Origin of the sequence: Candidatus Cardinium sp. TP, from assembly GCF_025215055.1 — a bacterium.
Classification (GTDB): Bacteria; Bacteroidota; Bacteroidia; order Cytophagales; family Amoebophilaceae; genus Cardinium.
The window spans coordinates 26,766-44,241 of sequence record NZ_JANAVR010000003.1 but is presented as its reverse complement, the minus strand read 5'-3'; the positions used below and the strand labels follow the sequence as shown (position 1 = coordinate 44,241).

General features: G+C 39.7%; 9 protein-coding genes. 4 read left to right on the top strand and 5 right to left on the bottom strand.

The genetic code is table 11. From position 1 onward, the window contains the following. Positions 1-215 precede the first annotated feature (215 nt). The 5 genes from NLX65_RS00995 to leuS all read right to left on the bottom strand — a co-directional run bounded on the left by NLX65_RS00995 (position 216) and on the right by leuS (position 11,026). The gene (locus NLX65_RS00995; protein ID WP_260536213.1) at positions 216-3,665 is read right to left on the bottom strand and encodes a sodium:solute symporter family protein; all 3,450 of its coding nucleotides are present in this window, start codon (positions 3,663-3,665) and stop codon (positions 216-218) included. A gap of 482 nt (positions 3,666-4,147) precedes the next feature. Then, complete coding sequence (locus NLX65_RS00990) at positions 4,148-4,714, bottom strand: NUDIX hydrolase (RefSeq protein WP_260536211.1); 567 nt, start codon at positions 4,712-4,714, stop codon at positions 4,148-4,150. A 676-nt stretch (positions 4,715-5,390) separates the two neighbouring features. Beyond that, positions 5,391-6,410 carry a phenylalanine--tRNA ligase subunit alpha gene (gene pheS, locus NLX65_RS00985; RefSeq protein WP_260536208.1) on the bottom strand — a complete coding sequence of 340 codons (1,020 nt, stop codon included), beginning with the start codon at positions 6,408-6,410 and terminating at the stop codon, positions 5,391-5,393. A gap of 10 nt (positions 6,411-6,420) precedes the next feature. Then, on the bottom strand, positions 6,421-8,040 hold the full coding sequence (locus NLX65_RS00980; RefSeq protein WP_260536206.1) for a hypothetical protein: 1,620 nt from the start codon (positions 8,038-8,040) through the stop codon (positions 6,421-6,423). 205 nt (positions 8,041-8,245) lie between these two features. Beyond that, positions 8,246-11,026 carry a leucine--tRNA ligase gene (gene leuS / locus NLX65_RS00975; RefSeq protein ID WP_260536204.1) on the bottom strand — a complete coding sequence of 927 codons (2,781 nt, stop codon included), beginning with the start codon at positions 11,024-11,026 and terminating at the stop codon, positions 8,246-8,248. Positions 11,027-11,430: 404 nt separating this feature from the next. Between leuS and NLX65_RS00970 the strand changes: the two genes are divergently transcribed. From NLX65_RS00970 to trpS, 4 genes are all read left to right on the top strand, one after another. Further along, positions 11,431-14,466: a hypothetical protein gene (locus NLX65_RS00970; protein WP_260536202.1), complete on the top strand. Its 3,036-nt coding sequence runs from the start codon at positions 11,431-11,433 to the stop codon at positions 14,464-14,466. A 25-nt stretch (positions 14,467-14,491) separates the two neighbouring features. Continuing rightward, entirely contained in the window at positions 14,492-15,556 is a 1,065-nt protein-coding gene (gene murB, locus NLX65_RS00965; protein WP_260536199.1) for a UDP-N-acetylmuramate dehydrogenase, read from the top strand. Between the two features lie 179 nt (positions 15,557-15,735). Then, complete coding sequence (pssA, locus tag NLX65_RS00960) at positions 15,736-16,422, top strand: CDP-diacylglycerol--serine O-phosphatidyltransferase (protein ID WP_260536196.1); 687 nt, start codon at positions 15,736-15,738, stop codon at positions 16,420-16,422. Positions 16,423-16,450: 28 nt separating this feature from the next. Then, complete coding sequence (gene trpS / locus NLX65_RS00955) at positions 16,451-17,443, top strand: tryptophan--tRNA ligase (protein ID WP_260536194.1); 993 nt, start codon at positions 16,451-16,453, stop codon at positions 17,441-17,443. Positions 17,444-17,476: the final 33 nt, after the last annotated feature.

Sequence of the window (17,476 nt, the reverse complement as noted above, 5' to 3'; positions counted from 1 at the left end):
AGCCCTCGGTAAAAAGGCGCTGAAAATGTCATCTTACAGATGGAAAAACAGAAAGCGCCCCCTTTGGGGGCTTCACAGGAAACTGTTTTTCCAAATCATCTGTAAGCTGCCACTTTCTATACCGCTACTTTTTACAGGGGCCGTTTTTTTTGACGCAAAAAACCATCGCGCTGAGCACATACCCCCATTGAAGTATCTGGTCCACTGTGCTGCTTCTATTTAAGTGAAGACAAAATTTGATGACAGAGTGCTTCCATTTCCGGTATCCAGTTCACCATATTGTTTTGTTTAGCCCAAGGGATATAAAATGTTACAGTTTCCTGAGCAACTTTTAGTTGAGCTTTGTATTTACGTACAGATAAAGTCCTTAGGTTGTGTAACCTATCCGCTAATTTAATGTGCATCACACGGATATCATTACATTTATATAATGATAGATACCTTTCTGAGCGGTCTAGCTTCCGTCGGTAACCCTGTGTAGTGTAATGCGTTACCATACCCACGATATAAGCTATTTCTGATCCATATAATAGTTCTATTTGATCTAAGGTAACAGCTGTATCCTCTACGGTGTCATGTAATAAGGCCGCTAAAAGCGTTGTGGGGTCTTTAGTAACCTCTAAGGTAAGCTTCGTGACGGCCATCGGATGCGTATAATAAGGATCACCTGATTCACGGGTAGCTATTCCATGGGCTTGCTTGATAAAAGCAAGCGTTTGTTCTATTTTCTCTTGTGTTAATGTGGTTTCCTTCACTAACAAATGGATCAGTTCCTTTTCTTGCGCTAGGCTTTCCACTGTTTCTGCTACTTCTTGGAATAAGTCTTCCATATGGTGCCTTTTTAAACGCATGACTTTTTTACCACATAAAGGTAGTACATAAAGGAAAGTTAAGCTTTCTGCCGTCTCTGTTATTGCTGTATATCCGCCATGGGCTTGTACTATTTGCCTGCTTTCTACTTGATACAAACTATGCGTCTCTTTAGGTAAATAAGCCGCAATCACTTCATCGGTTATTACATAAGTCGGTAATAGATTGGGCGTAGCTGTATCGGTAGAAATACAAAAAGCTAGCGCAGGGAGTAGGGGATGGCTGAGTGGTTTGATGTTGTCTATAGCTAACTGGTTATGTTTATGGGCATGGTAGGCTAATAAGGTATCTGCTATCGTTAGGGTAATGATATGATCTGTAGCCTGTTTGCTTTGGCAAATTTCCCAAAAGTTTATAGTGAAACATCGCTCAATAAGCGCAGATGCAGCTAATATATGGGTGGCTTTAGTTTGTTTTTTTACGAGTAATTGAAGCGGTTTAGATAGGTCACGGACGGTTTCATAAGCTTTAAAGATCACCGCGTCGATATCCACTTGCTGTAAAGATTCGGGATCCAAAGTCAACGTACGCTCTTCTTTAGCCCTCTGTAATAAGATGCGGCTCAAAGCGTAGAGTTTTTTCTTTTGTGCATCTACACATTCAATATCAGGCTCTAGTGTATCAGCTATTTCTTGTAGTATTTTTCCATTATAAGTAGGATCTAAACGATTCCAGTTGGCTTGGTTATGCATGGATGTTAGAATAATATCTCTTTCGTAGTTTCTCGTTAGTTCAATAATTTGACATTTTAGTTGGATTTTGCGCCTTGCATAGCGATAGGTTAGACAACTTATTAAGGCAACGCATGCGATGGTTACGGCACTTACCCATTCTAGCGTAGTAACTGTTCTATTTAACCAGATGACCTGAAGCGGTAAACCAGCTATCATCCCCCTATTGGTAGCCAGTACTATAGCCAACATCATAATCACTATAGGTAAGGGCAGTAATAGGGTACTTAAAGCAATATTGGCGATGATGAGTGCACAGGATATAGGGGCAAAATGACTGAGTGTAGCAAATGTAAAAGCTGAGACAAATAAAACCATATAGAGTAAAATAGGCCATAATCCATCTAAAAAAGCATGGCCTCCTTTATAATAGCTATGCCAAGCAGGATAGAAAGTAATCAATGTGCCTATAGCCATTAGGGCTATATACCAATAGATATACAGGTAGAGATAGGTTTTTTGTATATATAGAAGAGATATAGAGCTATAAATAATTAGGTAAATACCAAATCCAATAAAGGTAGAAATATTCTTAGGGAAGATGCTAGACCAATAATATTTTGTAAAAATAGATTGGATGTATTTTATTTTTCTTAACCACCACCGCTTGATTTTTTGATTTTGTAATTGTACGGGACTATCATCTGCAATGCCTACCCAACCTGTGTGTGCCCTTTTAGGTAGGAGATAGTGTAAGGTGAACAATATAAAAGTATTCATTATCACAGATTTAAATATATCATACTGCTCTATGACTTCTCCCTTTATAAAGATAGTATAGGCGGTTAGTGTGGTACTAATCCCCATAGTGCATAAGACCGTAGCCGAACGAGGTCTAAACCCAAAGCAAGCTATAATAAATGGAACGGTAATAGTAGAAGTATAAAATAAGGCTGCTTTGTTGAGGAGTTGTATAATGCTTGTCGTATACAGCGCAGTGAGCAGACTCAATAGGCCTATGGTTGCAGCAGTAATACGTGCTGTTTTAAGAGACGCTTTACGAAGTCCGCTAAATTTTTTAAATAGGAAAGGAAATAGGTCATTGGTACATAAAACAGATGCAATATGCAAGTCAGAGTCAGCCGTGGACATCAACAAAGCAATGATGGCTGATACTAGAAATCCTTTAATACCCAGAAAGTAGTCGAGGCCTATAATATAGTCTAGTACCTGTTGGCCTGGAGGCAGGATGTGCCCACCTATGTGTAGCATGATGGCAACCATACAGGCTAGTATAGAAAATAGGATACGTATGGCTGCAGTATTGCAAAAGACTTTAGTGGCATGTTGCACGGAGGTAGACATATACATGCGCTGGATAAGTGATGGATTAATGGGAAATAATATTAAAGTTGCATAACTGCTCAGGGTATGGCCAATATTATGCCATGTAAAAACCTTTATGGGATTAAACTTTGGTATTTGTATCAATGCTTGCCAAGCATCCCATGGATGGGAGGTGTGGTATAGAAGGATAAGAATAATAATTGGAAGACAAACAAAAAACAAAAAAAACTGGTATACATCTGTAAATGTTACAGACTTAGCGCCTCCAAAAGAAGCATAAACAATCACAATACAAGATAAAATAATTGCCCATAGCATAGACCCATTTTTTATGGTAGGGAAGACAATAGGTGCTATGCTTAGGCCTACTTTAAACTGGATGGCAACGATCGAAATGGCCATAAGCACACCAAAAATTGCTGTAATGATGCGAATGGTTTGGCCGTACAACATCCCCATCGACTCAGCTATAGAAAGGTGGCCTATAAAGGATTTCATTCTGACAATCATCAGGCGAGCAGTTATATAAAAACCTATAGGAAAAACTAAATCTCTCATTAATGTGTACAAGCCATTATGATAGTGCGCATTTAGCCTAGTAGTTAAAAACCCACCCCCATAAACAGTAGCTATTAAAGAAGCCGTGAGCACAAACGTAGACATATGTCTATTCCCTACCGCGTAGTCTTTAAAGGTCGCAACCCCTTTGCTACCATATAGCCCAACAGCCAGTATGGTCGTCAAGCATACCGTTATAATGATCCAATCAATGTACATAGCTTCTACCTAATATTATGTTCGCACAATAAATTTTATCAGACTAATTGCCTTTTGGTTTTGAAAAAATAAACATTATAACTTTTTTTTCTGTAAAATAAAAGTATAGTATGGCTATACACTTCGTAGCGTTTTATTGTAACAACCTCTACGAATCATACACATTATAGAATAGGAGTATCTGTTCACGATACTGGTTAATAATGAGTTGTATCCCACTTTTTCCTTGATAAAAAAGTGGACAAAAAATCAAGCCCTCGGTAAAAAGTAACTGAAAGTGACATCTTACAGATGGAAAAACAGAAAGCGCCCCCAAAGGGGGCTTCAAAGGAAACTGTTTTTCCTAATCATCTGTAAAATGCCACTTTCTAAACCGCGACTTTTTTCAGTGGCGTTGTTCTTTTAACGCAAAAAACCACTGCGCTGAACACATACGAATAGGATTGCATCACAATTTCTGATCTACAAGCCGGACTTTTACGCTAGTTTGGCTGGTACGCTAATAGATTCGACTCGAAGATTTCTTTTCCACCTGGCAATAGGTTTAACTGTTTAGCTTCTTCTAGATCAACCCATAGATAATCTGTATGTTCCTTATTGAGTACAACTTTATAATCATATGGTTGAGAACTAGGTAAAACTGTTTTAAATAAGTGGAGTAGATAGTCTTGTTTTGGTGTAAAAATTCGTACATAAATGGTGTGCATAAGATTGATCTCCTTTGGAAGAAGTTGGATACCGGTTTCTTCTTGTGCTTCTCTTATAACTGCTTGGAGAGCTGTTTCATTTTGTTCTAACTTGCCACCCGGCATACACCATGTGTTGCTTGCATGCGCTGTGACGCCATTTCTTTTTAATAATAATATTTTTCGATTGCATACTATAGCGCATGTGGCTACCGATTGTACAGGATTAAAATCCTCTATTAGCAATGGGTCAAGTGCAAAGACCCCACCTTTAAATAATACTTTTTTCATTGAAGATTGAACTAAACTATCTTTCCCATTCCCATTTGAATTATTGTGCATTAGACGTCTATTATGCGTCATACAAGCATGCATTAAAAGTGGTCGCCTCCTCAGGTCACGCTTTGTACTATACATACTATACATTTGACACGTAGATTTTTGTATTCCAGTATTATTTATGGAAGCACTATTCCATATTCCATTTGTATAACTTCAACCCAGGTCCATTCAAAGTTTTTATTGTTGCTAAATTAGATAGATGTAAGCTTTCAGTGCCATCATTCTTCATACTACCCAACTTGGATAACGTTCCTTGACATTTTACAGTGCTACCGGGTATAGCTATTCTTATTAGTTGGCTAGTGATTTTGCTTAGGTTCACAGCCATGCTTTGCCTCATATTTATGCAAGAAGAAAAGATATTAAAGGTTAAGAACCAGATGCATAGAATTATACTACAGTCTATTTCTTTCATAGCAACGTTTACTATAGATCTAGCAATAATAGTGGGGGATTTTTTATTATAACTATAGTATATACTAGTCGCTAAGGTAAGTAGTAAAAAGATTATTACCATAATATAAGGAAGATTAGCCATAAGGGAGATAAGCTTTGAATATACATTTTCTATATTTGGATCCGATATGGAGCAGTCATGCCGATCCATCGAGATGGCAATGTATACCCCTCATAATTAATATAGTAAATAATCATAAAAAAAGTAAGCAAAAAACCAATGGCTGGAACAGATGTGGCACTAACAGACTGTAAATTGACGTAAAAAAGCAAGGTGATTTTCAGAAAACAGCCGTAGGTCATCAATTTGATAGAGCAACATGGCTATGCGTTCTATACCCATGCCAAAAGCAAAACCACTGTATGTATCAGGGGCAATGTGGCAATTGGTTAAGACATGAGGGTCAATCATGCCTGCACCCAATATCTCTACCCAACCTGAGTGCTTGCAAACCGTACATCCTTTGCCTTTACATAGCCTACAGTTTATATCTACCTCTGCACTGGGCTCTGTAAAAGGGAAATAAGAAGCCCTAAAACGCAGTTTGGTTGCTGGACCAAATAGGGTCTCCACAAAATGATAGATGGTACCTTTTAAATCACTGAAGGTCACATCTGTGTGAATATACATCCCATCCACTTGGTGAAAAAAGCAATGCGACCGTGCAGAGATCGCCTCGTTTCTAAACACACGCCCCACAGCAATAGATCGAATAGGAGGTTTTTGGGTCGTACAGGTTGAAATCTGTACAGAAGTAGTATGTGTGCGCAACAACTGATCTGGATTACGTTGCACAAAGAATGTATCCTGCATATCACGTGCAGGATGATTGTCAGGAAAGTTCAATGCGCTAAAGTTATGCCAGTCACCTACAATTTCTGGCCCTTCTGCAAGGTTAAAACCGATACGCTGAAATATAGTAATAATCTTGTTTTGAACAATAGTCAAGGGATGGAGGCTACCTATACCCGGTCCAAAAGAAGGCAGGGTTACATCGCCTATGGGTTGCGCTGTGGAGGGCTTTGATTCTAATAGACTTGCTGCACTTTTAAACTTCTTTTCTGCTTCATTTTTTAAATTGTTTAGCGCTGGACCTATTGCTTTTTTTTCTGCAATAGAAAGCTGTTTGAACGCCTCAAATAGACGCGCAATGGCTCCCTTTCTACTGATAAAATCGCAGCGAAAGCTTTCTAATGAGGCTTTATCCTGAATGATCCAATTTTCAATTTTTTCCCGTAGCTGGGCAATACAATCCATCATAATATATAAATTACCATTTATATTCTAGGCCACCTGTAATGTTGATTTTTTTATCAGGATAACCCGTATAAGTAATATGCGTTCGGTTGAGTAAGTTACTAACCATTATAAATGCGGTCAACCTATTGAAGATAGCATAATCAACGCCTAAAGAAAGGTTGATAGTCTTGCTGAGTGCAGTAGCAGTGCCCTCTATATTTTTTAAAGTGGTTGGGCCATGTAGGTGCAGCTTACCATTTAGTAACACTTTTGCATGCGGTTTATAGAAGAGCGCTTGCTTGAATTTGTATACAGGTTTGTGGTACCACCAAACGGGATACGCTGTATGATCAAAATATAGGTGATAGGTTCCTTGTATAGTGATGCCTAGCTTCCCATTAGGCAGTCTATAGTCAAACAGCCCTGTGGCCTTACATAGATTATAGTCCGATGGGTGATAGGCCAATTTAATTTGGTGCGTTGTATCAGAGAGGATTCTAGACTGGTTTTTAAGCCGTTGATAGACTACATGTAGGTGATACGTACAATGGGGTGCAACAACCCCTTTGCTACCACCATACAGCTTGAAATATTGATGCTGGTGCGATAGCTTCCAATTCGGAGCTATAAAAGGATTTTTAGCTACTATGTCATGTAGGTGCAATGGAATGACACTTCCCCCTACGCCCATGCCCTTTATGCCCATATAAGGAACAAGCCAGGTTGCTGCCCTATAGGCTATTTTGGCCATAGGATAGAGATCAAAACGAGGTATTTTCCCAGGAATTGGGTCATTATGATAGGAAATTCGTACGCCAACTTTCAGCTGTATCGGCTTAAACAAATGTAAATAAAAGCTGGGCGCAGCTGACAAAATGAAACGGGTTTGTTTGATATGATCATTTGTATAGCCAGCTATATCGTTGTAACTAGCTACTTTTAAAGACCAATTATCCAGCTCCTTCATCCATTTATATTTTAGCGTTAAGAGCTGTTCGTGAATCTTTTTGTCGTGATCCTTAAGTAAATGTAGTTTTACTTGTCCATCCTGCGTGGAGGAGGTGTTGGCTTGTTTAACCGATAGGTTGGCTTGCGCTTGATCTAGCCTACGGGTATCCGTTATGGTATCGTTATATTTGTACCAAGAATGTTGATAATGTATACTTGGTTGGAGCAGCCATGACTCTATGCCATATTGGCCTTGTATACCCAATGCAGCTTCTCTGGATTTATTGTTCCATAACTCTGGAGTAAAACCTAGGTACATCGACCAAATAGATTGCCCAAAGCAGTAGTTGGCTAATCCAACCTCTACATAAGGGAGTAGTAATGACCCAATCCCTAGCCTGCAGTAGTGGTTAAAGGTAGGGCTATTTCCTTGCGTTGCTAAACTAAATGGACGATATGTTTCAGGTGCAGGCTCAAATGTGATATCTTCTAGTGTTAGCGCTTGGATGGTGGCCAAAGGCTTATTAGCGCTTTTTGTGGTGCGCGTGGGCGCTTTAAAAAATAGTCTTTGCTCCTGGTTGACTCTATTATTTTTTTGCTTTTCAATGACAAATTCTGCATCCTTGATTGCCTTAGTTTCTGCATGGCATATAGCTACAGGTAGACAAAAAAACGAAGCAATAAATAACCAAGTGTATTTCATTTTACTGGTTTTTTAAAGAAAATATGGCATTTATATCATCATAATGCGCCGATTAGCATACTATAGCACCAGATGGTGCATGCTTCATACCACATCAAAGTTATAAATTATTTCTAGGTATAGAAATATAACCTATATAAGCTTTTTTTCCATTTAGAATGGTAGAGCTTTCATGGTAATGAACCATGATCCATCTAGAGAGACGTTATACAACTATATTCACCATTTTGTTAGGCACCACTACCACCTTTTTAGGTGATTTTCCGGCTACCCATTTTTGAATCACCTCGTTGGCCAATACTGCTTTTTCTATAGTCATAGGCGGTATATTAAATTCAAAAACCATCTTAGTGCGTACCTTGCCATTCACTGCAATAGGGTAAGTAAAAGTTTTTTCCTCTAGATAGGTCTCATCCCAAAGTGGAAAAGTGACTGCTCTAATGCTGCCTGTTTTGCCTATCGTTTCCCATAGCTCAGCAGCTATATAAGGTGCAAAAGGCTCCAACAGTAAAATAAAGTCGGCTACAATAGAGGGCGTTACCTGCTCACAAGTTGCTAACCTATTCAGGCAAATCATTAAACTACTTATCGCAGTATTAAAAGAACATTTTTGAATTGCATGCGTTACATTTTTAATCGTTTGATGCATGATTTTAAGGGTGGCCTGGTCTAGCGCAGTAGTCGTCCACGTAGCTTTTGCATGATGTACAAAACGCCATGCCTTGTTTAGAAAACGGAAGCTCCCCTCTATACCAGATAAATCCCATGGTTTAGATTGTTCTAATGGCCCTAAAAACATCAAATACAAACGTAAAGCATCAGCGCCATACTCGGCAATCACCTGTTCTGGGTCCACTACATTGTGTTTAGATTTAGACATTTTTTCCATTTTACCCCCACATATATATATCCCCCCCTCTAGCAGGAAGCATGCATCCGCAAAATCAGGACGCCAATTTTTTAAAGCTTTTAGGTCTACAACCTCTTTTTCGACAAATGCTGTAGGAATATAGATCGGCATAACATCATATTCTGATATAAGGCCAGCACTCACAAAAACATTTTTGTCTTTTAAGCGATATACTATGGCGGTAAGCTTCTGAATGAGTCCTTGATGGAGCAATCTTGGAAATGGTTCATGGATCGCAATGTGACCCAAATCATATAATAGTTTGGTCCAAAAGCGTGCATAAAGCAGATGCCCTGTGGCATGTTCTGCGCCACCTATATAGAAATCTACCCCTTTCCAATAGGCTTCTTTTTCTTTACTCAGAAAAGTTGCTGTATTGTGCGGGTCCATGTACCGCAAAAAATACCAACTAGAACCTGCCCAACCTGGCATCGTATGGAGGTCTAAAGGGTAGCCTTCTGGTGTAGACCAGTTGGCTGCATTACCCAATGGGGGTGCACCAGACTGATTGGGTGTATAACTACTTACAGCTGGCAATACAAGGGGTAATTGAGACGCAGCAAGTGGATAAGGAAGACCATTTTCCTTGTAATATATTGGAAAAGGCTCTCCCCAATAACGTTGCCTACTAAATATAGGATCTTGCAATCTATAGTTCACCTTATACCGGCCAATCTTTTTTTGGGTAAGTATTTGCACCACTTTTTTAGCAGCTTCCGATACGGAAAGTCCATTTAGAAAATCAGAGTTAATCATCTTGCCTTCAGGGGCTTCATAGGGCCCATCTTCTATCAGTACCGTACTTTCTATTACAGGTAAGGTTAATAAATCAAAAGATTGCGCAAAGATATAATCTCGTTTATCATGCGCAGGCACCCCCATAATCGCACCGCTACCATAGTTAGGTAGTACATAATCTGCTACCCAAATAGGTAAGGGCGCTCCTGTAAAAGGATGGATGACACAAGCACCTACAAACACACCGCTTAAAAAATTAGTTTCTGCAAGACGGCTTCGGTCTGAACGGTTTTGTGACTGTTCGATATAGGTCATAAGTTCTACATCACCGGTTTTTTTTGCCATAAAATGCACCCAAGGGTGCTCAGGAGCTAAAGCTATAAAGCAAGCACCAAAAATGGTTTCTGGTCTGGTAGTAAAAACCATAATCGTCTCGCCACGTTGTCCTTGCACCCTAAAGGTAATTTCTGCACCTTCAGACTTACCCAACCAATTGCGCTGCATCTCTTTAGTAGAAAGAGGCCAATCTAGGGAGTCTAGATCGGCGCGCAACCGTTCTGCATAGGCGGTCATACGTAAACTCCATTGTTTCATCTTTTTGCGTGTCACTGGATAACCGCCTCTTTCAGAAAGCCCATCTTTCACCTCCTCATTGGCTAAAACAGTGCCCAACCCTTCACACCAGTTGACGATGCTATCCTTGAGATAGGCTAATCGATAGTGTAATAGCTTGGTCTGTTGTTCTGTTTCAGTGTATGTACCCCACTCCTCAGCTGAAAAAATAGGTGTATGGTCATCACAGGCAGCTTGCACTTTGGTATTACCGTGGCGAGCAAATTCTTGGATAAGCGTGTCAATAGGTGCTGCTTTTTGTGTAGCGGTATTGTACCAAGCATTGAACATTTGTAAAAATATCCATTGTGTCCACTTATAGTAAGCAGGGTCACTGGTATTAACGGATTGATCCCAATCGAAGTCTAAGGCCACTTGATTGAGTTGTGCGGTATATTTTTCTATATTCTTTGCAGTGGTAATGGCAGGATGCCTGCCGGTTTGGATCGCATGCTGTTCAGCAGGCAGGCCAAAAGCATCAAATCCCATTGGGTTCAGTACATGGTATCCGTTGTGTTTATAGTAACGAGCCAATATATCTGAAGCCACATATCCCATATAATGCCCTACATGGAGGCCTGATCCTGAAGGGTAGGGAAACATATTCAGTAGGTAATACTTGGGCGTATCGGTAGTAGTACAAGCCTTACTGCCTATAATAGATTTTTGTTCTTGCCATCTATTCTGCCATTTTTTTTCTATCTCCGTAAAAATATAAGGTCGCATTTTTATTGTTATTGAGTAATCAGTATAATCAATCACCAATTCTGCTATTGGGATGCCTCTGGGTAAGAGTATGGCTTCATCTGAACAATGGTATGCCTTGCTTCTGCTGCTATAGCCGCCAAGTTACCTATTTAGTTTAAAACTAATAAGCAAACATACAAAGTTACCAATATTATTCATTGGATATAATCGTGTTACACATCTCTATTTTGTAATGGTTGGACAACTGGTAAGATGTTGCACAGCTTTGTACAAAGCTAAATTGGGCCATTGGGAAGCAATATATTTCCACCATTTTTTATAGATTTATAGGAAATATGGCTATGGATTAATATAAAACCATTAAGCATAGCAACTTTTGCACTATACGTGCGTACTATACGGCTATTATTATTTACGTTTATATGTTTCTGGATCATTTACGTTGCATTTGTTGGCAACAAAAGAAGCAGCGCACTTTTGTGGCTACTAGTGCTTTGCTATATTTTCTATGCTTTGGCTTGGTTAGCCAAGCCACGGCAATACAAAAAATCACAACGCCTCATTTTAGTATATTCTTTGATAAAAACAGTACCAACTCAGCACAGCGTATAGCCAATACGCTAGAAACGATTTATAAGCCTGTATCTAAAACGTTGGGTATCTATCCTAGTCCCATTCGTTTGCTGCTTAACAATCAATCTGCTGAGTTGAATGCATATTTTAAACCACTGCCGCGTCATATATCTTTTTACACCTTATACAACTCCAATCCCTATTTTGTCGGTAATGCGGATTGGTACAATATGCTATGTATACATGAGCTGAGACATGCAGTACAACATAGTATTGAATACCATAGTACACCTGTTTGGCTTAAATTTCCCTATTTTGTATGGAATGTGGTTGCGGTGTGCGGCGTTGACAGCTTTTTTAAAGAAGGCGATGCCGTCGGCATCGAAACTGCGCTTTCAAAAAGTGGACGAGGGCGTTTACCGGTCTGGGAAAAGATATATAAGATTACCCTTCTAGAGCGTGATCCCGTTAGTTTTAGCAGGCAAGTATTTGGCTCCTTGAAATATGAGCTTCCATCTGACTATCACGTAGGGTATTATTTCACTACATATATGCGCAGAAAATATGGGGCAGATGCCATCAAAGTTATTTTTGAAAAAACCATGCAGGGTGTGCCTTATTTTGGGTTTCACCATGCTGTAAAAAAGGTGACCAAAAAGTCCATCCCCACATTGTATAGGGAGATGAACCAAGAGCTACGCGAGCGTTGGCAAAAGCAGTTAGAAGGATTAAAAATTACGCCTGCCACCCAGCTTACCATTAAAAAGCCAAATGATAGCTTTGATTATCATAACCCATTTATGGATGCATCAGGTCGCCTTATGGCCTGGAAGGTAGGTATAGGATTACGTGCTCAGCTGGTTCAGGTTAAGCTTGCACCTGCTGATAGCTTAAAAAGAGCCGCTGCATCTTTACGCAAAGACAAGACGATATTACACTTTATGCCGAGTAGCCTTACACCTACTGTTTTTGACATAGGAGAGGGGTGTGCCGCTTGGCTAGAAAGATCCAGGCATCCTTGGCAAGGGAAGAGGCAGACTATTCGCTTACAATATTATGATTTTGCAAAAAAAAGCAGGCGCACCCTTGCCTCAAGCAGCCGATATACTGCACTAGCTATAAGCCCTAGTGCCCAGCAACTCGTTGCGGTAACAACTGACCAAACAGGGAAACATTTGTTGGTTATTTTAGAGACCAAATCTGGTAAGGTCATCAAAAAAATAGATAACCCGGATGAAGGGTATTATTTAACTCCCAGTTGGTCTGGTGAAGATCACATCCTGGTAGTGAAAACCAAGGACCAGCAAAATAGTATTTTACGGATCAATGTGGCGACTAGTAAGGTAGAAACACTCTTGCCTTACACCTACGAGCATAGAAGTTCCCCTAAAGTCTATAAAGACTATTTGCTCTACAACAGCTCCTATAATGGCATCGATAATATTTATGCAATGCATTTGCCTACAAAAGCTTGTTTTCAACTTACTTCGCGAAAATATGGCGCCTATTTGGGCAGGGTAGATCCTCTATCCAATCAACTTATCTTCAATGATTATGGTAAAAATGGCATGGAGATAGCTGTTATGCCTTTTGATCCATTTTTGTGGACACCTTTAGGGGAAGTAGAGGACCGATCTGTAAGGTACTATGCGCCATTGGTTGTACAAGAACAGAATAGTGATCTATTGACAAAAGTGCCTGACCATCGCTATCCCGTTATTAAGCACCATTTTTTAAACGAGCATTTTGATCTGCTTGGCCCACAAGTAAAAGAACCAAACTGGCATGATAGAGGCATTAAGGTTATACTTTGTCAAGTGGTAGACTTAGAGGATAAACTTAACATTGCCCCCTATTTTTACCAAAACTTTAATATCCTGAATAAGAATAGAGATCCTATATATAAAACAACTGAATTAGGGTTGAAAATAAAGTATGCAACCTTTTACCCAATTTTGGACATAGATATTAAAGGTAATAGGTATAGAAACCACGAGGTGATTGAGCATATAGAAGGCTTGAAAAAGGATAGCTTCCGCCCAGGTACATTGAGTAATTTTCTGTGTACCACTCCGAAAGATTACATAAGTGATACCTTTTGGAAACCCACATTAAGCTTAGGTATAAAATTCCCTTATTATTTCACGTTAGGCAGTTCTTCAGGGGAAGCCTATTTTAAGGCTGAAGTGGAGCTAGAACGATATGATAAAGATAAAAAAATAGCTCATACTGCAATATATAGTCTTAATATAAACAATGCCTCATCTTTGAGTAAAAGAGATCTTTGCTCACCCTGGTACCAAAAACTTTATATAAGTTTTGCGTTTGCAAAAAATTATCCTCCCTCATTAAAGGAATGGGAAAATATCTTTGTTTTTAATCCTCAATTTTATATCCCAGGGCTTGGTGATCATCACTATTTTGGTTTAGATCTAGTTATTCAGCGATATAAACCACTAAGTAATAATATATATCTAACGTATGGTTCTCCCGTAGTTTATCTAGGGTGTGGTATACCGCGTTGGGAACAATGCCTGCATCTAACGTATGGCTTTCCTTTAGCTTATCCAGAGTGTGGCATACCGCTGTTCTTATTTTTAGAGAAAATATGGATGGAGTGGTATGGTCATTCCCCCAAAATAGGGGAGTATGACCATACCCTCCAACCGGCTGCTCTGTCTACTATAGGTAGAAATTTTGATACCATAGGTGCCAAACTTCATTTACAATGTAGATTTTTATCTAATCGAAATATACCTTATGCAAATATTTCGGTAGATGTTCCTTGTTTAAAGAAACAGGATAATAACAAATGGGTGTGCCAACTACCAGTGCCTATTTTTGGTGTAGCATTCCATTTGGAAGCTAGAAAGGAGGTGGAATGAAAAAGAGGTATTATTTCTTGTTTTGATGATGCATGGTCCATACCCTTTGCAAGCACTCCATAGCTTTAAGCTACCTGCATTTGCTGCCGGTTACATTCAGCTGCATTGTCTAAGAGATATAGCAGATTTTTGTGCTACAGTAGATCTAAAGCGTACCCATTTTTATATCTTAGGTGGTGGCAGCAATACACTATTTGTTAGGGATTTTCCTGGTTATATACTGCATGTGCAACTGCCCGGTATTGAAGTAATAGCAGAAAAGCGCTATAAAGTCCTGGTGAAGGCTGCAGCAGGTGTCCCTTGGCATCAGCTTGTCTTATTTTGCACCGCAAGAGGGTATGGAGGCATAGAAAACCTATCCTTTATTCCAGGGACGGTTGGTGGCGCACCTATACAAAATATAGGGGCATATGGTGTAGAACTTAAAGAGGTGGTAGATACCATTGAAGCCATTGTATTAGCAACTGGGGAAAAAGTAGTTTTTAAAGCCGAAGCATGTGGCTTTGGCTATAGAACTAGCTTTTTCAAAACAAAATGGCAGAACCAATATTTAATTACAAGCCTTACACTAGCTTTATATAAAGAAGCAAAATATACTATAGAATATGAAGCCATTCAAGTTATGTTGGCACAGATGGGCGTTAAACGGTTGTCCTTTCAAGCAATAAGCGACGCAATTATTGCCATTCGCAAACAAAAACTGCCAGATCCTGCTGTTTTAGGCAATGCAGGTAGTTTTTTTCACCATCCGTTGGTATCTATAGCGCATTATCAATGGCTGAAGCAGCAATATCCCTCGTTAGTGGCTTTTTGCACACAAGACCAAGATCAGATAAAAGTCTCAGCAGCCTGGCTTATAGAAGCAGCGGGTTTTAAAGGCGTGCGTATAGGCCATGCAGGAGTCTATCCCTTACATGCACTGATACTTGTGAACTATGGAGGCGCTACTGGTCAAGATATTATCAATTTAGCTACCCAAATCGTACAAAAGGTAAAACGTCAGTTTCATATCACCCTTGTACCAGAGGTGAACATCGTAGGTGCGACAATGGGGCAATACACCCATGGGAACGGCATAACGTCAGTTTAGAAAGGCTACAAAAAATATCTGTTGCCTTAAAAAGGCGTAAAGCGTTGATGCTACATGCTAACCCCTAATGATTTTCATATCGAATATAAATCCATTATATTGCCAGCGCTAGTGACGGCATAGTGGTACTAGACTATACGAGCTTGTTGCAGACTAATTTAGTATGAATGAATAACAGTATGAAAAAACATATTCCCAATTGTTTATCGGTTTTAAATTTAATCAGTGGTACAATAGGCACCCTATTGGCGCTAAAGGGAGAGCTGGTATATGCTGCGTATAGCATCTATATAGGTGCTTTTCTGGATTTTTTAGATGGTTTTACCGCAAAGCTGTTGCATGCACAGTCTGCCCTTGGCAAGCAATTGGATGCATTAGCAGATCTGATTACCTTTGGTATGTTGCCTTCGTCTATCCTTTATATGTTAATCACAACCTATGAAACCTGCCCTTATCGTCCTTATGCCGCTTTGTGCATGGTGGTTTTTTCTGCGCTTCGGTTGGCTAGGTTTAATGTGGACCCTAAGCAGGCCGATCAATTTACAGGATTGGCTACGACAGCTAATGCCCTGCTAGTAGCTACTTTACCTATAATCTTAAAACGTGCCCTTTATCCGAACTTGGTCAATGGTTTAACACAACCCCTGGTGCTGCCTTTATTAACCCTTCTGCTTTCTTATCTATTGGTTGCCCCTATTCCATTTATAGCTTTGAAGTTTCAAGGCTTTGCCTGGCAAACGAATCAGGCGCGTTATTGTTTCATTCTGCTCGGAATGCTATGCATCGTTGCCATGCATGTCGAAGGGCTTTTTTTAAGTATTGGGTTATATATATTGTATGCTTTATGTAAAGCTAAGATAAGATAAAAATGTGTTTCATTAAGGTTGCATAAGCATGAAGAAGAAAATCTTAACGGGTGATAGGCCAACTGGCAAGCTCCATTTAGGCCATTACATTGGCTCTTTACAAAATAGGGTTAAATTGCAAAGTGTATATGATCAGTATATTCTAGTAGCAGATCTACAGGCATTAACGGATCATTTCGACCATCCCGCACAAGTCACCCAAAATATTATTGAAGTTACTAAGGATTATCTAAGTGTTGGGATCGATCCCAACCAAACAACTATTGTGGTTCAGTCTCAAATACCAGAAATTGCAGCGTTAACGATCTATTACCTCAACTTGGTTACCTTGGGTCAATTGCATCGCAACCCTACTGTAAAGTATGAAATACAGCAAAAAGGATATGATGAGGCCATTCCGGCAGGCTTTTTCTGTTATCCGGTCAGCCAAGCGGCAGACATTACGCTATTTCAAGCAGAATTGGTCCCGGTTGGGGATGATCAACTACCTATGATTGAGCAAACCAATGCCATTGTTAGACGCTTTAATAGGCTCTATCATACCAACGTTTTAAAAGAATGCCAAGCGGTGTTGAGTAAAACATCCAGGTTAGTGGGGATAGATGGTCAGTCCAAGTCCAGTAAGTCACTAGGCAATGCCATTGCCATTTCTGATCCACCAGAAGTGATCAAACAGAAAGTTTTTCAGATGTATACGGATCCTAACCACATTAAGGCAAGCGATCCTGGTCGTGTAGAGGGGAATGTAGTCTTTGCCTATCTCGATGCCTTTCATAATGATCAAGAAGTCGTTGCTGACTTAAAAGCCCACTACAGACGTGGCGGATTAGGTGATGTAGTCCTTAAAAATATTTTGAATGATAGCTTACAACTTCTATTGGCACCTATCAGAGAAAAAAGGAATAATTTGGATGCTAAAGTGATCAAAGAAATCCTCCATCAGGGTACGGAAAAAGCAGCTCACTTGGCAAAGGAAACGATGAAAATGGTCCGAGACGCTATAGGTATTCAATCCTTTTAGCTATCTATTCAGCCATATGGTCGCGAAAACAAT